The organism is Arthrobacter sp. 9E16, from assembly GCF_002929435.1.
GTDB lineage: Bacteria > Actinomycetota > Actinomycetes > Actinomycetales > Micrococcaceae > Arthrobacter_B > Arthrobacter_B sunyaminii.
Genome location: NZ_PJIU01000002.1, coordinates 964,418 through 981,078 on the forward strand (window position 1 = coordinate 964,418; position 16,661 = coordinate 981,078).

The following is a 16,661-nucleotide window of genomic DNA, read 5'->3' on the forward strand; positions in this document are numbered from 1 at the left end:
GTTACTTCTCGCGCAGGAGGGGTCCTACAGCCGGAAGCCCTCATCCAGCCGTTCGATAATGGTGACGTTGGCCTGGCCGCCGCCCTCGCACATGGTCTGGAGGCCGTAGCGGCCGCCGGTGCGCTCGAGTTCATGCAGCAGGGTTGTCATGATCCGGGCACCGGTGGCACCGATCGGGTGCCCCAGGGAGATGCCGCCGCCATTGACATTCACCTTGTCCATGTCCACATCGAGTTCCCGCTGCCAGGCCAGCACCACCGACGCGAAGGCCTCGTTGATTTCCAGCAGGTCAATCTCGTCCAAACTCATCCCGCTCCGGCCCAGGGCATGCCGGGTGGCTTCGATGGGGGCGCTGAGCATCATGATGGGATCGTCCCCGCGGGCGGAAATGGAATGGATGCGGGCACGGGGCTTCAGTCCGTAGCGGCGCACGGCATCTTCGGAGGCCAGCAGCAGGACGGCGGCGGCATCGGAAATCTGCGACGACGTGGCGGCGGTGAGCCGGCCGCCGTCGGACAGCGGTGCCAGGGATTCGATCTTGGCGCGATTCGGTTCCCGGGGGCCTTCGTCGGCGGTAATTCCGTTCAGCGGCAGGATTTCGCGGTCAAAGCGGCCCTGAGCCTGGGCCGCGAGCGCCCGGACATGGGATTCGACGGCGAAGTCCTCCATTTCGGAACGGGTCAGGCCCCACTTGTCCACCATCATTTCGGCTCCGATGAACTGGGAGACCTTCTGGTCCCCGTACCGCTCAGCCCAGCCGGCGGACCCGGTGAAGGGATCCGGAAAGCCCAGTTCCCGGGCCGCGCTGTTGGCAAAGGAAATCGGAATCGAGGACATGCTCTGCACTCCGCCGGCCAGGACCAAATCACTGGTTCCGCTCATCACGGCCTGCGCTGCGTAGGACACCGCCTGCTGCCCGGAACCGCACTGGCGCTCCACCGTGGTGCCGGGCACACGCTCGGACAACCCGGCAGCCAGCCAGGAGGTGCGGGCAATGTCCATGGCCTGCGGACCCACCTGGTCAATGGCGCCGAGGATAACTTCATCAAACTCTGCGGAATCGATCCCGGTGCGACGCACGGTTTCGGCGATGACATGGGCGGCCATGTCGGCGGGGTGGACCTTGCTCAGTCCTCCGTTTCGCCGGCCTACGGGAGTGCGGACGGCGTCAATAATAAATGCTTCAGCCACGGGAACAGGCCTTTCGTCGGGAAATTGCTGTGTTTTCCACCACCCTAGGTGATGCAGCCCACGCGGGCACCAATCCAGCGGTATGCGTCCTGCGGGCGCCTGCGCAGCGCACCGGAAGCTTGTCGGGCGAGCAGGTGCTCCCCGATGCTGTTCGGATCCGGGCACTCGCGCATCCGGTCCGGCTGGAACTGCGCGGCAGACGAGCGCCGGCCGCAACGCCGGGGATGGGTCCTGCACAGTCCGGAGGGCAGAGGCGAACGGCTAGAATGGAAAGGCTGTCATTAATGACAGCACCGCCGCGGGCGTTTCATCCTGCGGCCGCATCCCACCACACGTGAAAGCAGCGGAGTGTCCTTACAGGTTCAGCCCACCGTCAGCGCCACCACCAGTCCGGCCGGCAAAGCGACTGCGGCGATTGTCCGCGAGTCCTCCCGCCGCCGCACCTTTGCGGTGATCTCGCACCCCGACGCCGGTAAGTCCACGCTCACGGAGGCTCTGGCGCTGCACGCCCGCGTGATCGGCACAGCCGGTGCCACGAATGGCAAGGAAAACCGCCGCGAGACGGTTTCCGACTGGATGCAGATGGAAAAGGACCGCGGCATTTCCATCAGCTCCACGGCGCTGCAGTTCGCGTACCGGGACACCGTGATCAACCTGCTGGACACGCCCGGCCACGCCGACTTCTCCGAGGACACCTACCGCGTGCTGGCCGCCGTCGACTGCGCCGTCATGCTGGTGGACGCAGCCAAGGGCCTGGAAACACAGACCATGAAGCTGTTCGAGGTCTGCCGCGCCCGCAACCTGCCGATCATCACCGTGATCAACAAGTGGGACCGCCCGGGCCTGGATCCGCTGGCCCTGATGGACGAAATCACCGAACGCACCGGACTCACCCCCATGCCCCTGACCTGGGCCGTCGGCATTGCCGGCGACTTCCGCGGTGTCTGGGACCTGCAGAAGGACGAATACGTCCACTTTGAACGGCAGAACTCCGGCGCGTCCCTGGCCAAGGAAGAACACCTCAGCCCCGAGGACGCCCTCGCCCGCGAAGGCGACGTGTGGGAGGACTCCCTGGGCGAAGCCGAGCTGGTCATCGACGGCCGCGAATTTGACCGTGACGCTTTCCTCAACGCCAAGGCCACGCCCATCCTGTTCTCCTCCGCCGCACTGAACTTCGGCGTCAAGCAGATCCTGGACGCCCTGGTGGATCTGGCGCCGTCGGCCTCCGCCCGCGAGGACAAGGACGGCGGACTCCGTCCCGTCGAGGCACCGTTCTCCGGCTTTGTGTTCAAGGTCCAGGCCGGCATGAACAAGGCCCACCGCGACCACGTCGCCTTTATCCGCGTCTGCTCCGGCATTTTTGAGCGCGGCATGGTGGTCACGCACTCCAACACCGGCAAGACCTTCGCCACCAAATACGCCCAGCACCTGTTCGGCCGCGAACGCGAAGTGATCGACCAGGCCTACCCGGGCGACGTCGTCGGGCTCGTCAATGCCTCCGCCCTGCGCGTGGGTGACAGCCTGTACGTGGAGGAGCCGGTGGAGTACCCGCCGATTCCGTTCTTCAGCCCCGAGCACTTCCGCGTGGCCCGGTCCAAGGATCCCAGCCGCTACAAGCAGTTCCGCCGCGGCATCGACCAGCTGGAGCACGAGGGCATCATCCAGGTGCTGCGCTCGGACCGGCGCGGAGACCAGGCGCCGGTGCTGGCCGCCGTCGGGCCCATGCAGTTTGAGGTGGTTGAAGACCGCATGACGCAGGACTTCAACGCGCCCATGCGTTACGAGCAGCTCTCCTACTCGCTGGCCCGGCTCACCACCGCCGACGCAGCGGAGATCCTGTCCAACGTGCACGGCGCCGAGGTCTTGGTGCGGACTGACGGTGCGTACGTGGCTGTATTCAATGATGTGTGGGCGCTGCGCCGGGTGGAAAAGAACCACCCCGAGGTCTCCCTGACCGTCATTGGTACGGAATCCCCCAACAGCCGCGGCTACTAGTCAGCGCGTCAATTCTTGAGTGCCTGAATTCGTCAGTGCCAGAATGGCTTCCCTCAGCGGGATCGGCCCTTCCGGCAGGCCGGCGACGGCGCTTTGGGCCGCTCCGTCGATTAGCCAACCAATCCAGGCCGCCAGGTTGGGTGCGCTGACGTCCCGCCGGATGGAAGTGTCGCGCTGCCCGATGTCGACATGCCGAACAAGGAAGGCCAGCACTGTTTCGGACTCGGCCGAGAGAATCGCCGCCACCGACGGCTCAGCCGCAACGCCAAGGAGACCGTTCACGAAGGTGGAGTAGGACGAGTCGGCGATGTCACCCTCCAGCGCAGCGGCGTAGGCCAGGATAGCCGCCAGACCTGATGCTTCTGCTTCGATCCTTTCAAGGTCCGCACCCAGGTCATCAACGTCGGAACCGAGGACCGCGACGAGCAGTTCGAGCTTGGTGGGAAAGTAGTGGAAGAACGTGCCGGAGGATATCCCGGCCGCCTCACAAATGGCGGCTGTGGTTGCACCTCTGTAGCCATGCTCGGCGAACTGACCCGCCGCCACCCGAACAATGGCTGAACGCTTCGAATCATATTTGTCACGGTCCACTGGGCGAGGCATCCTGCCACTCTAGCCTTCATGGATCTCCCACTCTAGAGTGGGCGCTCTATGAATCAGTTCGGCAGATCGAACCTGCGGCCGTCAAAGATAAGTGCAGCCGCGGCGAACCGGCCCTGGCTGGCTTGGCTGGTCGTCTTCATTGGCCTTGCCCTCTCCTATTCGCCCCTGTGGCTGCCCCGGGTGTGCCGTGGGCTGGGTATCACTCCGGGGTTCGAGGGTCCGGCCAACTCGATCGTGTGGAACGTCCTCGCCGTCTCACTCCTTCTCGGATACGTGCTGTTGATCGAACGGCGCCCCGTTACCTCCTTGGGGCTGCGGCGTCCGCAGGGCAAAGATCTCGAATGGGCCCTGTATCTGTTCGGGTTCTACATGGCGTGGCAGTGGGCCGTCCTCACCTTTTGGCCGCCCGCCGAGGATTCAGGAACGGCATCCATCACGTCGCTTCCCGTCGTCGCCGTTGCCGGGATGATCGTGTCGGCGGCAGTGTGCGAAGAGATTCTGTACCGCGGCTACCCGATTGAACGCCTCAGTGAGCTGACGCGCCGCCCCTGGCTCGCCTACGTCCTCACCGTGCCCCTGTTCGTCGCTCCGCACACCGTCTTCTTCGGACCTCAGTGGCTCTGGACCTCGGGCATAGGAACCCTTGCGATCTATCTTCTTTACGCCAGGACCCGCAACCTGCCGGCGTGCATGCTGCTTCATCTGGGCATCAACCTGCCCATCCTGATTCCGACGGTCGCCCACAGGCTCGGCGGGTAGCGCGGACCGCAGATGCTCACCGGTTCGCCGCCCCAAAACCGAAACCGGGGTATAGGCTCGCTGCCACACGGGTTATTCGATCCAGCGAGGGACGCAATGAGATACGTGAAGCAACTCGGGGGAAGCACACTCGTGGTGATGGCGTTAGCCGTCGCCCTTACCGGATGCGCCTCGGACGGTGACGGTGACCTCAGCTTCAGCAACGAGGGGGCCGAAGATGTCACGGTGTCCACCGGAGACCAGGAATTCACCGTCGAATCGGACGGCGGTGTCCATATCCTCGGATACGGCTGCACCGAGGGGGACACCACCGTGCGGTTCCCGACGGGCCAGGAGGTTGTCCTCACTGAGCGCGTGTGCCCGGACCGGCAGGTCGTCATTCGGGACGGCACAGTGAACGTGGAGCCGTCTTCGACCGGCTAAGCACCCTGTGACCCGCAGCACACGTTACGGTCATTACCCTGAGATCCAAGGATCAGCATAAGTAGTACTTACGTGTCACGCTAAACAGCGTAAGCGTTAGTTTTTCGTGAGTATGCTCGACGCATTACTTCTCTGCCGCTCCACTGCTTCGGGGCGGCCTCCCTCCGGAAGGTCGCAGCCATGTCTGTCTCAGCGTTCCCCTCGCTTTCCCACCCCGGCTTTACCGCCGTTTCCGCCGGCAGCAGCCCGGAGACCTCCGAGGCCTGGCAGGCACTCAAACAGGCCGCCACGGACCTGCAGCCGCTGCAGAACAAAAACGGATCAGTGGACACGGACAACCGTGCCGCTGCCGAAGAACTCATTTCAGTGATTGCTGCCGCCGTCGAGGCGCTGGCTCCGGCCTTCGAGCACGACGCCGAATACCTGTCCCTGGTGGTCCAGGACCTGCAGGGCTGGGTCGCCGGCGGCCTGGGCGAACCGGATTTCCTCGATTCCCTGCTCGCGTTCTCCCCGCAGCTGAACCGGACGGACGGCCTGCAGCACCTGGTGCTGTTCCCCATGTACACGCAGAACGGCTCCACAAACCGTTACGTGGAAGCGGTCCTGATCGAGGTTGTCTGGCCCGAGTTCATCGGCGAACTCGAAGCCGGCGAGTACTCCAACAAGCTCTTCGTACCCATCCGCTTCCTGGACTTCACCCCGGGCTACGACACCAACTCGGCAGTGCTCTTCCCCGAAACGGTGGCCGTCCGCGAAACGCCCACCTTCACCTGGGGGGCCATCTTCGCCGACCGCGAGGCTGCCCGGTTCCGCCGCGTCCTGCGCGCTGCCGCTGAGATCACCTCGCTGCAGCTGCCCGAGGATGCCGCCGCCCTGCTGGATGACCAGAAACTGGCACAGGACACCTTTGTCATGTGGGACCTGATCCATGACCGCACGCACATGCGCGGGGACCTCCCCTTTGACCCGTTCATGATCAAACAGCGCATGCCGTACTTCCTTTACTCCCTCGAGGAACTGCGCTGCGACCTCACGGCCTTCCGCGAAGCAGTGAAGATCGAAAAGGACGAGGACGCTTCCCCGGAGGCCCGCAAACATGCCACGCTGGTGCAGTACGCGGTGATCTTTGACCGGATCTTCCGGTTCGCCATTACTGGCAGCCGGGTGCGCAACTATGACGGCCTCGGCGGACAGCTGCTGTTCGCCTGGATGCACCAGAACCACGTCCTGCACTGGACCGACGGCAAGCTGAGCATCGACTGGGAAGACGTAGCCGACGTCGTTGTCCGCCTGGGTGCGAACATTGAGGACCTGTACTGGCGCTCCATTGACCGGCCGAAGACCGCCCACTGGTTTGCCGCCTACGATCTGGTGTCCGCTACGCTGACGCCGAACCCGGCCTCCGTTTGGGCCAAGGGTCCGGACGCCCTGCCGTTGGACGGACCGCCGCGCGGGCTCACCGACCAGGTGCTGGACGACGAATTTCCGCTGTCCATGTTCTACGAAGCGCTGTCCAAGAAGATGGCCCCGGTCATCGAATCCACGTCGGGAATCACAGGGAGTTCGAACTAAATGAGCACAACGCCGGCCACCGGAACGTCCGCCTCTGACCAGTCCGTGCGGGGCCGTACCGTTTTGGTGGCCGGCGCGGCCTCCGCGTCCGGCGTCGCGGTCTGCAAAGCGCTGGAAGCCGCCGGTGCCAAGGTTGTGGCGGTGGGCCGCGACGCCGCCCGGCTCGAAAACACCCTCTTTGGCCTGCTCGACGCCGATCTGCGCACCTGCGACCTGTCCCGTCCCGGCGACGTGGACGCCCTCTCCCAGGATCTGCAGGAAATGTACGGCGGGATTGACGGGCTGATCCATCTGGTGGGCGGCTGGCGCGGCGGCGGCGGCATCACCGGGCAGAAGGAAGACGACTGGGATTTCCTGCAGACCAACATCCTGCAGACCCTGCGCAACGTCAGCCGCAGCTTCTACGACCAGCTGGCAGCGTCCGACGACGGCCGGCTCGCCATCGTTTCCTCCACCTCCGTGGACTCCCCCACCGCGGGAGGCGCCGGGTACGCCGCAGCCAAGGCCGCGGCCGAAGCCTGGGTGCAGGCAATTGCGCAGGGCTTCCGCCGCGCGCAGTCCGGCGCCAAGGAAAACGCTCAGCCGCAGCACTCGGCCGCCGTCGTCTTTGTGGTCAAGGCCCTCGTCGATGACTCCATGCGTGAGGCCCAGCCGGACCGCGACTTCAGCACCTACACCGATGTGCAGACCCTGGCCGGGGCCGCCGTCGACCTTTTTAGCCAGGATGCGGCGCAGCTGAACGGGCAGCGCATCTCCCTGGTACCGCGGTCCTGAGCCGCGGTTCGAACCGAAACACCCGTAAGAGATACTGGACACTGTGACCAACATTTCCCCCCTGCATGACATATCCATCCGCGCGTTTGCCTCGGACAACTATTCCGGAGTCCATCCCGAAATCCTGGACGCGCTGACCGCAGCCAACCAGGGCCATCAGGTGGCCTACGGCGAAGACGTCTACACGGCCAAGCTGCGCGAGGTGCTGACTGCGCACTTCGGCTCAAAAATGCGCGCCTTCCCGGTGTTCAACGGCACCGGCGCCAACGTGACAGCGCTGCAGTCGCTGCTGCCGCGCTGGGGCGCCGTCATCTGCGCCTCCACCGCCCACATCAATGTGGACGAAAACGGTGCGCCGGAACGTATCGGCGGCATGAAGCTGCTGCAGATCCCTGCCCCGGACGGCAAGCTCACGCCCGAGCTGATTGACCAGGAGGCCTGGGGCTGGGGCGACGAGCACCGTGCGCAGCCGCTGGCCGTGTCCATCACCCAGTCCACCGAGTTGGGCACTTTGTACGCGGTGGAGGAAATCACCGCCATTGCCGAGCACTGCCATAAGCACGGCATGCTCCTGCACATGGACGGGGCCCGGCTGGGCAATGCCGCCGCAGCGCTGGGCGTGGGCATGGGTGCCATGACCACCGACGCCGGCGTGGACATTCTGTCCCTGGGCGGCACCAAGAACGGCATGATGTACGGCGAGTGCATCGTCTCACTGAATCCGGAGGCCTCCCCCGGCCTGGATTACCTGCGCAAGATGAACATGCAGCTGGCGTCCAAGATGCGCTTCATTTCAGCCCAGTTCGTCACGCTGTATGAGGACGATCTCTGGCTGCGCTCGGCCTCACACGCGAACGCCATGGCACAGCGGCTGCGGGCAGCGGTGGAGAAGATCGACGGCGTGGAGCTGACCCAGCCCACCGAGTCCAACGCTGTCTTCGCCAAACTTCCGGCCGGCGTTGCGGACCGCCTGCGCTCCTCGTTCCGGTTCTACGATTGGGACCAGGCCACGGGCGAGGTGCGCTGGATGTGCACGTTCGACACGTCAGAAGCCGACGTCGATGCGTTCGCCGAGGCCATTGCCCGCGAGGTTGCTGCGGATCCCGACGCTCCCGGAGAGTCTGCGCTGAGCTAGCAGCGGTGGTCCCGGAGCTGTTCCTGCAGCTCCGGGACCGGAAAAGCCGGCGGTACGTCCGGGCAAACAACCCCGGGCCCTCCCGCCACCGGCAGCTGAGGCCTAGGCTGGGCAGATAACAAAAGGGACACTTCGGCGAGCCTGAACCTTTGCCCGAGGTCTGCGCCAGTAACCTGCGAAGGTGAGTGCAATCGGTGACTTATCACAAGTACCCCCAGACTTCCTGAAAGCCCTCGGTTCGCTGCGGCGCGCCCGGTGCCGCCCTGAGCTGCATCTAAACGAGATCCCGGCACCGGCCCGGTTGGCGCCTTTTGCGGTGTCACTGGGTGCGGAGATTCTCGCGAGTGGACCGCTGGCACGTGCTGAGGGCCTCGGCCACGGCCCGTCCGGAATCGTCATTCCGGAACAAACCGAGCTGGCCACCGGCCGCTTTATCCTCCTGCATGACCCCGAGGGGTCTGACGTATGGAACGGAACGTTCCGGATTGTTACCTACATCCGGGCCGAACTGGAGCCGGACATGGGCAACGATGAACTTGTTGGTTCAGTCGCCTGGACGTGGCTCGTGGAAGCCCTGCAGGAACACCATGCCGGATACTCCAACGCCGGGGGCACCGCCACCCGAATCCTCTCGGAAAGCTACGGAACACTCGCCGGCCGGGGCGATGCCATTGATATTGAGCTGCGTGCCTCCTGGACCCCGGATTCCGCCGATGTGCAGGAGCATTTGGAAGCCTGGTCGGACATGGTCTGCACCTTTGCCGGGCTACCTCCCCTGCCCGAAGGTGTCACTCCGCTGCCCAGGGTGCGCCGAAGCTAGGGCAAGACGCCCAGAATTGGACACCCCGAACCAGGCGGGGGTGCCCGTGTGTCACTGCGGCACCGCCGGACTCGATAGACTGAAGGTCTTATGACCGCGCAGATACCCGGCTCCCCCGTCCACACCCCTTCCGCTGACCCGAACGACGAGCCGGTTGAGCTCCCGCTGCTGGAGGCACCAAGAGACGGGGTGCCCCTGGTCATCGACACTCCCCGCGGACTGGAACGGGCTGCCAAGGCTCTCGCCGCCGGCACCGGACCCGCAGCCGTCGACGCTGAACGCGCTTCCGGCTTCCGCTACGGCCAGCGCGCTTTCCTGGTCCAGATTCGCCGTGAAGGCGCCGGCACCTGGCTGATCGATCCGGAACCGTTCGACAACCTGGATATCATCAACGACGCCCTGCAGGGCGTGGAATGGATTCTGCACGCAGCCAGCCAGGATCTGCCCTGCCTGTCGGAACTGGGCATGTGGCCGGACAAGCTTTTCGACACGGAACTCGCCGCACGCCTGGCGGGACTGCCGCGCGTCGGCCTGGCCGCGGTGATTGAGAACCTGCTCGGTTTTACCCTGGCAAAGGAGCACTCGGCGGCCGACTGGTCCACCCGCCCGCTGCCCGAGCCGTGGCTGCGCTACGCCGCCCTGGACGTTGAGGTCCTCGCCGAGCTTCGCATTGAACTGATCAAAGTGCTCGACGACGCCGGGAAACTAACCTTCGCGGAGCAGGAGTTTGAAGCGATCCGGACGGCCCCGCCGTCGGCCCCGCGGGTGGACCCGTGGCGCCGCACCAGCGGCATGCACCAGTTGCGTGACCGCCGGCAGCTGGCCGTTGTCCGCGAACTGTGGACCGAGCGCGAGCACCTGGCCGAAAACCGGGACACCGCACCGGGCCGGCTCATTCCGGACTCCGCTATTGTGGCGGCCGCACGGGCCATGCCCACCACCGTGCCGCAGCTGCTGGGCACCCCGGGCTTCCACGGCCGCGCCGCACAGAAGGAAGCACCGCGCTGGCTGCGCTGCATTTCCGCTGGCCGGTCTGCCACCGACCTGCCGCCGCTGCACATTCCCACCCACGCTCCGCCGCCCCCGCGGGTCTGGGCCAAGAATGATCCGGAGGCAGCGGCACGCCTGCAAACCGCAAAACCGCGGCTGGCTGCCGTAGCGGAGCAGCTGAACCTGCCCCTCGAGAATCTGCTGACTCCCGACACCCTTCGCCGGGTGGCCTGGCGTCCTCCGGCACAGATCAATCTGGATTCGATCAGCTCTGCGCTGCGGGACCTGGGCGCACGCCAGTGGCAGATCGAGCAGACGGCTGCAGTGCTTACCGTCGCGTTCCTTGATCCGGACCCGCTGGTGGAAAAGGAAAAAGACAGCGCCGGCTCCCGATAGGGCGAAGACAGCAGGGACCGGAGGAAAACCTCCGGTCCCTTCTGTTTTAGTGCCGCAAGATGAGCTCGGCGGACGGGCCGCGGGGCTCGGCGTGCCGGCAGTTAGTTGACCTTTATGGTCATCATTCCCTTGGGGTTGCTCTGGACCACCTTGATGGTGGTTCCGGTTCCGGCCACCACAACGCTGCCCTGCGGATTTGCCGGGTCATAGTACGCGTTCGGGTTGCTGTCGTTGAACACGGCGACGCCTGGCCGCGACGGTACGTTCAGCGTTCTCATCCCGGCCGCCGTTTCGCGGTGCAGCAGAATCGGATCCGTGGCTTCCTTGCCGAATGTTGCATCAAAGCTCTGGATGCGGTTGCGGGCCACAACTCCGTCGGAGAATTTCAGCGCCTGAGGCCGTGCGTCCACCGGGAGAACGAGGCCGGCACCGGGATGCTGGCTCGTGTTGTTGTTGCGCTGCCCGGCGTTCCAGTAGGTCACCAGGAGTCCGTTTTGGTACGGGAAGTGCTCCACCCGGTCCGGAGAGCTGAGTGCCCAGCCGAAGTTGTAGGGACCGGTCTCCAAGGTGGCGTCATACCCGACGTACTGGCGGTTCTCCGCGATGTAGTACCGTCCGTTGCCGTTGGCATCCCGCGGGAGGGTAACCACCACGGCCTGCTGTTTCTTGGTGGCGTGGTAGGACGGGCCGAGCATGTGTGTGGATTTCTCGCCCGCGGCGGCAACATCGTAGTCCAGCCAGCCCATCTGCAGCTTTTCCCAGGCACCCATGTGGTTGGGGGTGGAACCAATGGAGTCTTCACCGCGTCCGAGCCAGGAGCCGGAGCTCATGAGGGTCCAGAAGCCGGTTCCGTTGTCCCCGCCTGCGGTGTCGTATAGGTCGGGCAGGCCAAGGTCGTGGCCGTATTCGTGGGCGAAAACACCCAGGCCGCCGTTTTCCGGTTCGGTGGTGTAATCGCGGATCCACACCTTGGAGTCCCCGATCCGGATGCCGCCATAGGGATTGGCAGCGGGACCTTGAGTTCCCCTGCCGGCCTGACCCACGGACCAGCGGTGCGACCATATGGTGGATTCCGCCGCCCCGGCTTCTTCACCCTCGCCGGCGTGGATAGCCTGGAAGTGGTCAATGTAGCCGTCCGGCTCATCGAAGTTGCCGTTCTTGTTGTAGTCGTAGCGGTCCCACTGGTCGAAGCCGGCCAGATAGGCGTCGATGTCCGCGGCGCTCTTGCCGGCGGCAATCTGCCCGTCGTACCAGGCATCAGCGGCATCCTGCACAAAGCGCGTCATGTCCGCCTGGGATTCGGTCTGGCCGTAACTCGCGGTGTTGTAGGGCACGGTCACCCAGTCGCTGACGTCACCGTCGACTGTATAGCGGCCGCTGGACATCTCCTCATACAGGGTCTTCAGGGATTCGCCCTGCGGGTTGAAGAACATGTCCATGTAATGCTCGCGGTCGAACTCCGGGAGCCAATAGGTGGAGTTGTCCGCGCTGCGGTTGGGCTGCGGGATCTGGTTATGCAGCGGCCCGGGAGTGGACTCCGGGAACCGCGGGTCCACCTGGTCACCGAACTCAATCAGGAAGGACAGGATCTGGTCGCTGTCTTCCAGTCCGTACTCCGCCCACTGACCCGGGGCCACCTGGACGGCCTTGGAGCCGCCGCGGTTCTGGACCGGCGCTTCGCCGCGGACCACCTTTTCCACTGCCTGCTGGTTCAGGGCACGCCGTTCGTCTGCGGCGGCATCGGGACGGTCATCGGTTTTTCCGGGACTGCCGTTGACTCCCGGGGCTCCGGCAAAGGTCCCGCCGTCCCCTGCGTCCGGCTGGGAAGGCGGAGCTGCCACAGCGGCCAAGGGCGAGAGCAAAAGGACGCTGCTGACGGCCAGCACGGCTGCCTTCCGCGCATTCCTGCGCTTGTTTCGACGAATCAAGTGATCCCCTTAGAACAAAACTTCACGGGTGGAAGTGTGATGGGATAAAGGTAAGGCCCGTTTGAATTAGCGCGGAAACAACATCCACAGCGATTGGCTATTTAGGAGAAACGAAGGGAAATATCCAGCGGACCCCTTTCTAAAATGTCCGGAGCCCTGTAATGGGAGAGACAATGCGGGTTACAGGTGGAATTCCATGGCCTTTGGCTCCGGTGTACAGATAGGCTGTTGCCGTGCCCAGACTCGAATACGCCGCCGGACCCGATCTGCCGCTGAACGACGTCGTGCGGCTGTACGACTCGGTGGGCTGGAGTGCCTACACCAAGGACCCGGGCAACCTGGCCGCTGCCCTCGCCGGGTCCACGCTGCTGGCGGCCGCCCGCGACGGCGATGACTTGGTGGGCCTGGCCCGGATCATTTCAGACGGTCACTCGATTTGTTACCTGCAGGACGTCCTCGTTGATCCCCGGCACCAGCGAACCGGCCTGGGCAGGCGCCTGGTCGAATTTGTCCTGGCACCGTACGCCCATGTGCGGCAAAAGGTGTTGCTCACGGACACTGAGCCCGGCCAGAAGGCATTCTACGAATCTCTGGGCTACCGGCAGGCAGGCGGTGACGCCGGCGGCGGATTGCCGCTGCGGGCATTCGTCCGGTTCGATGCATGAAACAGTCCACGCAGCGCGATGCCGCCGTTGTGCTGCTGTTTACAGCCGCTGCGGGTGGGGTGTTGATTGTCCGCGGCAATGAAACCGCAGCCTGGGTGTTTTGTGCGTACTGTTTCGTCTTGGCACTGATGCACATCCGCCGGGAGCGCCGGACCCGGCGCCGTTATGCGGCAAGGAACCAGTGTGAATGCCGGGTCCTGGCGCCCACTGCTGCGTTCTCCCGGCCGCGGTGGGCGCGTGCACTCGCAACTCCGTATCCGGATTGGCTGACCCTGCAGCCTCTGTCCGGCGGCACACGGGCCGGCGATGACCCGCTGGTGGTGCGAACCTCCGATTTCGCGGGGATGCGCAAGGCCTCATTTTCCGAATCCCTGTTCCGGTTCAACCCCGGCTGGCGCGTGGCATCCTTTCACCGCGACGGCGGCGAAGTCCTGATTGCCGCCCCGCCGGCCCTCCTTACGTCATTTACCGGACCCGCCTCTTCTCGCCGCCCGGAACACAGCTCGCAAACACCGGAGGACAACCAATGATCTGGGCCATTTTCCCCGTGGCGTGGGGGCTCGGAATGTGGGTCCTTCTCAGCAACATCATAAAGGGCCACGGCTATTACCCGCCCTCATGGTGGTGGACCACCCTGCCGTTCAGCATCGTCGGTTTCATGGCTGGCGCGCCAACACGGTCCCCAGTCGCCGGCGTCGTTGTCGGTTCACTTGCTGCCATCGTCGTACATCTCTGGGCCTCGGCCCGCATCAGTAAAAGGTATCTGGGGGCGGCGGAAGTCTCTTCCTATCTGGGAAGGCAAGGCACTGTCACCAAGCCGCTTACGAGCCTCGACTACGGGAGAATTAATATGGAAGGCCGGGTCGAAATCGAGGCAGGCCGGATTGTTTATGCCATAACTATAGGAAAAACAGGAAAAGTGGCGCTGCCCAAGGGTACCCGGGTCCGGATTGTCGGCACCACTCCCGGCAACAGGGCCATTGTTGAGCCGGTCGAGAACTTTACCGACGGCTATCTGCTGCACTAGCGAAAAAATTGCAATCACCGGCATAACAATCCTGCATACTGCGCTGGCGCCGGGCGGCCCCCTGACTTAGTCTCGGCGCACCCGGTCAGGTTATTGCATTCCTTTCCTCCGGTCTCCGATTCTGACCCCCTGCACTTCGGGGGGTCCCTTCACTGTTTGGAAAGGTTGCCGCCATGCCATCCGCCGCGTCCACAGAAACCATTTATTCCACGGTCCTGGCCTGCCCGTCCGAGGACGTATGGCGCGCTCTGACGGCCTCCAATGTTCCGCGCAGCTGGATGTGGGATTCCAGTCTGCGCGGAACCATGGAGCCGGGCAGTGACTATGCCCTGTACGCCGACGGGAATAACCTCATCGTCGGATCCGTCGTGGAGGCCGACGCCCCGTACCGGCTCGTCCTGACTTTTGACGCCCGGTGGGATGACCGGGTTGCTGATGAGCGCGCCGGTGAGTTGGAGTACCTCATCACACCGACGGGCGAACGGGAATGCATGTTTAGTGTCCGGCTGTCGGGGCTGACCGGCGCCACCGCCGCTGCCGTGGAGCAGGACACCCCTGAACTGTACTCCCGGTTTAAATTCTGGTTGGAGCAGAGCGACGCCGGCTGAGAGAAGGTTTCCGGCAACTTAGTCGAAGACGGGCACGCCGCCGCGCACCAGGTGCCAGTTGTTCTCGGCGAAGTCCGCCGGGTCAACGGTGCCCTGAGCCACCACGTAGTCGATGAGCAACTGGCGGATTTCCGTCTGCTGATTCACCAGGACGGGCGCCGTGGAGATGTGCGGGAAGTTGCCGCCGCCGGACTGCCGGTAGTTGTTGGTGGCTACGGCAAACCGCTGCGCCGGATCCACCGGAGCACCGTTGAAGCTCAGGTTGACGATACGCTCTCCCACCGGGCGGCTGATGTCGATGTCATAGTCAACGCCGGACATCATGTCGTAGTTGTAGTCAGGAGTACCGTCTGCGTTGGTCAGGGTGGCCGGATCCACCGGGGCGCCCGGCGCCGTCTGGACGAAGTACTTCGCCGAATACTCCAGGTACTCCTTGATCTGAGCGCCCGTCATCTCGACACCGAAGAGGGTGTTGGGGAAGACATACAGCCCGGCCAGATCGCGGATGGTCACCGGACCGGCGGGGATTTCCGCGGTGCGGCTGAAGGGCGCCACCAGCGACAGCACCGGCAGATCGGCGTTGGGTCCGCCGTCGAGCGCCCGGTCCACGGCAGAGGCCTGAACCGAACCCACAAAATCCATGACGGCTGTGTCGCGGTAGCGTGACTCCGCCGCTGGCATGGATTCGGTGGCGGTGCCGATGGGCGTATTGACGTAGTCAATGACCCGCTGGTGCTGTTCGGCCACCAGCTTGGAGATTTCGGGATCCGCCTCAACGGTGTTGGCATTCAGCAGCGAAGCCGACGCCGAGACCACGTCCCACTGGCCGCGCACCTTCTTCAGTTCAAAGTCCATGACGGACAGGCGCATGCCCCAGTTCAGCGGCTCGGTCAACAGCACCTGGTCACCGGTGACCTTGTTCGTCACGAAGCGTTCCGGAATCTCCTGATGGGCATGTCCCACCAGGACGGCGTCGATGCCGGGCACTGTTTCAGCCAGCTGGGTGGAGGCGTTCTCCAGCGGCAGCTCGGGCCCGTAGGAGGAGGTCCCCGACGTTCCGGAGTGGGCACTGACCACCACCACGTCCGCTCCGCGTGCCTTCATTTGCGGCACGTACTTCTGTGCCTGCTCCACGATGCCCGGGAACTTGAGCTTCCCGTCAACGTTATTTTTGTCCCAAATGGCCACCCCGGGGTTGGTGAGACCCAGGATGCCGACCTTCACGGGTTTGTTGCCCTTGGTCTTCACCGTTTTGATGATGTACGGGGTGAACGCCGGCTTGCCGGAGGTTGCATCCACTGCATTTGCGCCAAGCAGCGGGAAATCCAGCTGGCTTTCAAACTTCCGCAGCAGATCGAGTCCATAGTTGAATTCGTGGTTGCCCAGCGCCGCTGCGTCATAATCCATCGCGTTCATGGCCGCAGCCATGGGGTGGATTTCGCCGGTTTCGGTAATGGGTTCCGTGTTGGCGAAGTAATCCGTCAGCGAGGTGCCTTGGATGGTGTCACCGGCGTCGATCAGCAGTGTGGAGGCACTGCCCCGGTCAGCCCGGACTGTGTCCACGAGGGTGGAGATCTTGGCCAGTCCGACGTCGTTGGAGGCGGCGTCATCGTATTCGCCGTCCTTGAAGTAATCCCAGTTCTCGATGTAGCCGTGCAGGTCCGAAGTGCCCAGGACCGTGACGGAGGTTGTCTGGTCCTTGCCGCCGTGGTGCGGGGGCTTGGCTGCAGCCGGGGTCATTGAAACAAATGTCAGTGCGATGGCGGCGGTGACTG

17 protein-coding genes are annotated in these 16,661 nt (G+C 64.3%); 12 read left to right on the forward strand and 5 right to left on the reverse strand.

All coding sequences use genetic code 11. The features are described 5' to 3' along the window. Positions 1 to 24: 24 nt before the first annotated feature. Positions 25 to 1,191: an acetyl-CoA C-acetyltransferase gene (locus tag CXR00_RS11270; protein WP_104054565.1), complete on the reverse strand. Its 1,167-nt coding sequence runs from the start codon at positions 1,189 to 1,191 to the stop codon at positions 25 to 27. A 44-nt stretch (positions 1,192 to 1,235) separates the two neighbouring features. Then, entirely contained in the window at positions 1,236 to 1,364 is a 129-nt protein-coding gene (locus CXR00_RS18560; protein ID WP_258060388.1) for a hypothetical protein, read from the reverse strand. Between the two features lie 241 nt (positions 1,365 to 1,605). Here CXR00_RS18560 and CXR00_RS11275 point away from each other — a divergent pair, with 241 nt between their 5' ends. Next, positions 1,606 to 3,186 carry a peptide chain release factor 3 gene (locus tag CXR00_RS11275; RefSeq protein WP_104054867.1) on the forward strand — a complete coding sequence of 527 codons (1,581 nt, stop codon included), beginning with the start codon at positions 1,606 to 1,608 and terminating at the stop codon, positions 3,184 to 3,186. Here CXR00_RS11275 and CXR00_RS11280 read toward each other — a convergent pair whose 3' ends face one another. Further along, a complete protein-coding gene (locus CXR00_RS11280; RefSeq protein WP_104054566.1) occupies positions 3,187 to 3,789 on the reverse strand; it encodes a TetR/AcrR family transcriptional regulator in 603 nt (200 codons plus the stop codon). Between the two features lie 48 nt (positions 3,790 to 3,837). Here CXR00_RS11280 and CXR00_RS11285 point away from each other — a divergent pair, with 48 nt between their 5' ends. The 7 genes from CXR00_RS11285 (at position 3,838) to CXR00_RS11315 (ending at position 10,658) form a co-directional block, all read left to right on the forward strand. Beyond that, complete coding sequence (locus CXR00_RS11285) at positions 3,838 to 4,548, forward strand: CPBP family intramembrane glutamic endopeptidase (RefSeq protein ID WP_104054567.1); 711 nt, start codon at positions 3,838 to 3,840, stop codon at positions 4,546 to 4,548. A gap of 138 nt (positions 4,549 to 4,686) precedes the next feature. Beyond that, positions 4,687 to 4,971, forward strand: a complete 285-nt coding sequence (locus CXR00_RS11290; protein WP_146068698.1) for a hypothetical protein — start codon at positions 4,687 to 4,689, stop codon at positions 4,969 to 4,971. A 180-nt stretch (positions 4,972 to 5,151) separates the two neighbouring features. Next, a complete protein-coding gene (locus CXR00_RS11295) occupies positions 5,152 to 6,543 on the forward strand; it encodes a DUF6421 family protein (protein ID WP_104054569.1) in 1,392 nt (463 codons plus the stop codon). After that, positions 6,544 to 7,317 carry an SDR family NAD(P)-dependent oxidoreductase gene (locus CXR00_RS11300; protein ID WP_104054570.1) on the forward strand — a complete coding sequence of 258 codons (774 nt, stop codon included), beginning with the start codon at positions 6,544 to 6,546 and terminating at the stop codon, positions 7,315 to 7,317. It begins immediately after the preceding gene. A 43-nt stretch (positions 7,318 to 7,360) separates the two neighbouring features. Then, positions 7,361 to 8,452 carry a low specificity L-threonine aldolase gene (locus CXR00_RS11305; RefSeq protein ID WP_258060389.1) on the forward strand — a complete coding sequence of 364 codons (1,092 nt, stop codon included), beginning with the start codon at positions 7,361 to 7,363 and terminating at the stop codon, positions 8,450 to 8,452. 190 nt (positions 8,453 to 8,642) lie between these two features. After that, positions 8,643 to 9,272 carry a DUF3000 domain-containing protein gene (locus CXR00_RS11310; protein WP_104054868.1) on the forward strand — a complete coding sequence of 210 codons (630 nt, stop codon included), beginning with the start codon at positions 8,643 to 8,645 and terminating at the stop codon, positions 9,270 to 9,272. A gap of 90 nt (positions 9,273 to 9,362) precedes the next feature. Next, entirely contained in the window at positions 9,363 to 10,658 is a 1,296-nt protein-coding gene (locus CXR00_RS11315; protein WP_104054572.1) for a ribonuclease D, read from the forward strand. Positions 10,659 to 10,759: 101 nt separating this feature from the next. Here CXR00_RS11315 and CXR00_RS11320 read toward each other — a convergent pair whose 3' ends face one another. After that, positions 10,760 to 12,586 carry an immune inhibitor A gene (locus CXR00_RS11320; RefSeq protein ID WP_258060391.1) on the reverse strand — a complete coding sequence of 609 codons (1,827 nt, stop codon included), beginning with the start codon at positions 12,584 to 12,586 and terminating at the stop codon, positions 10,760 to 10,762. Between the two features lie 233 nt (positions 12,587 to 12,819). On the opposite strand from CXR00_RS11320, the gene CXR00_RS11325 reads away from it, so the two are divergent. The 4 genes from CXR00_RS11325 to CXR00_RS11340 all read left to right on the forward strand — a co-directional run bounded on the left by CXR00_RS11325 (position 12,820) and on the right by CXR00_RS11340 (position 14,886). After that, the gene (locus CXR00_RS11325) at positions 12,820 to 13,251 is read left to right on the forward strand and encodes a GNAT family N-acetyltransferase (RefSeq protein WP_104054574.1); all 432 of its coding nucleotides are present in this window, start codon (positions 12,820 to 12,822) and stop codon (positions 13,249 to 13,251) included. Continuing rightward, positions 13,248 to 13,781, forward strand: coding sequence for a hypothetical protein (locus CXR00_RS11330; RefSeq protein ID WP_104054575.1), 534 nt, complete (start codon positions 13,248 to 13,250; stop codon positions 13,779 to 13,781). Before CXR00_RS11325 ends, CXR00_RS11330 begins: the two co-directional genes overlap by 4 nt. Next, complete coding sequence (locus tag CXR00_RS11335) at positions 13,778 to 14,278, forward strand: NfeD family protein (RefSeq protein ID WP_104054576.1); 501 nt, start codon at positions 13,778 to 13,780, stop codon at positions 14,276 to 14,278. Before CXR00_RS11330 ends, CXR00_RS11335 begins: the two co-directional genes overlap by 4 nt. 173 nt (positions 14,279 to 14,451) lie before the next feature. Then, a complete protein-coding gene (locus CXR00_RS11340) occupies positions 14,452 to 14,886 on the forward strand; it encodes an SRPBCC domain-containing protein (protein ID WP_104054577.1) in 435 nt (144 codons plus the stop codon). An 18-nt stretch (positions 14,887 to 14,904) separates the two neighbouring features. On the opposite strand, the gene CXR00_RS11345 is transcribed toward CXR00_RS11340, so the two are convergent. After that, complete coding sequence (locus CXR00_RS11345) at positions 14,905 to 16,626, reverse strand: bifunctional UDP-sugar hydrolase/5'-nucleotidase (protein ID WP_104054869.1); 1,722 nt, start codon at positions 16,624 to 16,626, stop codon at positions 14,905 to 14,907. Between the last annotated feature and the right edge of the window lie 35 nt (positions 16,627 to 16,661).